Origin of the sequence: Parabacteroides sp. AF14-59, assembly GCF_003479515.1 — a bacterium.
In the GTDB taxonomy this organism is placed as follows: domain Bacteria; phylum Bacteroidota; class Bacteroidia; order Bacteroidales; family Tannerellaceae; genus Parabacteroides; species Parabacteroides faecis.
Genome location: NZ_QUHH01000054.1, coordinates 1 through 2667 on the forward strand (window position 1 = coordinate 1; position 2667 = coordinate 2667).

Sequence of the window (2667 nt, forward strand, 5' to 3'; positions counted from 1 at the left end):
CAGTTGTTTTCTAATTCTTTCATATTCCTTTTTGATTTTTAGTTGCGGATAATTCGGCAGCTAATCGCCATTTTGGGCGATTAAGGTGTATGTTAGCATCACTTCTAATAAAAGAATCACATATCAGCTAATTTCCACTTTACTTCAGAAGCTGATACATCATCATCAATATATGCTTGCAAATAAGCAGCTAAATCTTTATATCGACTTTCACCGTTGCAATCATATACCCATAATTCCGGTTCTTCTGTACCGTCAAACCATATTAGGCAAATCATTTCATAGCCATTATCGCTTGCTGCAAAAATGGAAATTCTGTTTGGCGCAAATAGTCCAGTAGCATGGTCTTCCCAATAATCCTTTGAAGCTTTTATGTCGCGAACAATTCCTATCAACCGTTCATCCTTTTCATCTTCATTCCATGGACTTTCCATTTCTTTTGTATCAAGCCAATCTCCATGTGTCGCATTAATCCATTTACCAAATGCCCCATACCTGATTTTCAACATAGGAGAGACATTTCTATAAACTCCTTTTTCAAGGGTAGGCACTCCCTTATGAAAGTCGATAGCTTGGCTTATTTGAACCTTACCTTCTAAATCAATGACTTCATCAAGCAATTCTTTTATTGTTTTCATTCTTTTTTATTTGATGCTAATGTATTTCAGCTAACTGCATTTAGCTGTTAAGTTGATTGTTACCAACATTTATTTTTTCAATTCTCCCAATAAGCATATATTGGCTATGTGATATTAAATATTCTTCATTTTTTTCTTCGTATTTATTTTCTAAACACAAAGCACCACCGACAATAACATCAACATTCGTTTCTAAATCAAAATATTCTTTTTCATATCTGGGTTTCAAAATTAGAATACAACTTTTTTGTCCATTAAAATCTAAAAAACTATCAGATTTGAAAAGAAGAAATGTAGGAGAAAGTTGCTTTATTACTATACCATGAAGAATATTACTACCATTATGATTGAAACCCCACGGTTCATCTACTGTTAGTTTGTACTTGACCATATTTATTAATTTTCTTTAGTTGGTAATGTTTGGTGGCTAACCGACCTTTTTCAGGGGAGGTTAAGCCGCTTGTTAGTCGCACAATTTGTTCTTTTTTCAACTCAACTATTAGCTGCTCATATTTTTATCATCTTTACCATAAAAGGTTATGGCAGATAGACGACCTAATCTATACCATTATAATTATCCTTCGGCTTTAAACCATTCAAGATATTTAATGCCGTTGTAATCTACTAATTCCTCAATATGTTTTTTGGGAACATCAGAATCATCGTAACTTTTTTTCTTTATATAGATGTTCTGATTTTTCTTTTTATCTTTAAATCCATTAGGAATATAGCAGACTATACAATTCGATGCTGATACATGTTCTTCCTTGACGTAGAGTTCAATTACCCAATCAGGCACAAATTGATTGTTTATCATCCTTTTTACCATTTCAAATGGATTCTCAAGATGATCCAAAATTTCCACTTTCAAAAATTCTGGGTAATAGAACTTAATTCCTATGTCCTTGCAGAACTGACAGCGATGGTCGGGATTTGGGCGTTTCTTTGTACGACCTTCTTCGTAATCTCGTATTTCTTTCATGTATTCATCTTGATTGAAATACTCCATAAATTCTTCCCTACTTTTATCGGTTGTGCCAATCCAAATCATATATTCTAATCCAGCATTAGACCCTTGCATTCCTTCAGGCGACAGTTCAAACTCAAACGTACCAAGATAAGTCATGGTTGTGGTATTCTCTGCCTTCTTAGGAGATATACCCTCACGACAATTATAGCAGATAACAGCATTTGCCATTGTAATATTTTTATCAGCTATCGACAGACTTATCTTTTGGGTATCAGCAGGAATAAGGTTAAGTAATCCTGCCAAGCCGTCAGATGTGAATTTCATAATAAGAAAATCCTCATCATAGCTCATTACACCAAGCTCCTTACAGAACTGGCAACGAAGTTCCTTATTGTCTTCATCATAATCTTTCCACCATTGACGGAAAGCCGATTGATCCATATATTTCTCAAAGTCAGCTTCGGAATCGAATTGACCGACCCATATCATTATCTTACTCATTTTCTTTTTTTTATTTTTCAAGCGACTAATGTCCGGCAGATAAACCGCCTTCAATGTTTCATCTGTTTGTTAGCAACCGCTTTTACCATTCAGGAAAATTATCTTCTATATATTGTTCTAACGATGGAGCGATGGTTTTTATTTCGGCATCACTATCATGATAGTATATTTCGACCTCTCCTTTAGAATTTATCATTATGGGATTGCCAGAACCATCATCTGAAATCACATAAGTATCTGTAACTTCAGGATGAACTTCTCTTAATGATTTAGTTTCTTCGACCACATTTTCATTGCCGTCTAAAGCATTAATCATCATTCCTGCGTATGCTGTTCCGAAATTCTTGATAAAGTCTATATAGTCAGAACTAAATTTTACTCCTAACTCTTGTTCCGCACATAATACCTGCTCATCAGATGCAGGTGTCCCAATCATATCATGTGCCGTTAGAAATCTTCTCAATCGTTCTATAAGTTCCTTTTTCATATTTATTTCCTCGGTGGCTAATGGGTTGTAAATAGCAACTGTTAGGGTTGCTTATTTATTTGTTATCCGCA

At 34.6% G+C, this 2667-nt stretch carries 4 protein-coding genes; all 4 read right to left on the reverse strand.

Features of this window, described 5'->3' with window-relative positions:
• Window positions 1-116: 116 nt before the first annotated feature.
• The gene (locus DWW23_RS26250; protein ID WP_048317453.1) at window positions 117-638 is read right to left on the reverse strand and encodes a hypothetical protein; all 522 of its coding nucleotides are present in this window, start codon (window positions 636-638) and stop codon (window positions 117-119) included.
• Window positions 639-678: 40 nt separating this feature from the next.
• Entirely contained in the window at window positions 679-1029 is a 351-nt protein-coding gene (locus tag DWW23_RS26255) for a hypothetical protein (protein WP_048317449.1), read from the reverse strand.
• Window positions 1030-1212: 183 nt separating this feature from the next.
• The gene (locus DWW23_RS26260) at window positions 1213-2109 is read right to left on the reverse strand and encodes an immunity 22 family protein (protein WP_007558970.1); all 897 of its coding nucleotides are present in this window, start codon (window positions 2107-2109) and stop codon (window positions 1213-1215) included.
• 82 nt (window positions 2110-2191) lie between these two features.
• Window positions 2192-2596, reverse strand: a complete 405-nt coding sequence (locus tag DWW23_RS26265) for an SMI1/KNR4 family protein (protein ID WP_028728888.1) — start codon at window positions 2594-2596, stop codon at window positions 2192-2194.
• Between the last annotated feature and the right edge of the window lie 71 nt (window positions 2597-2667).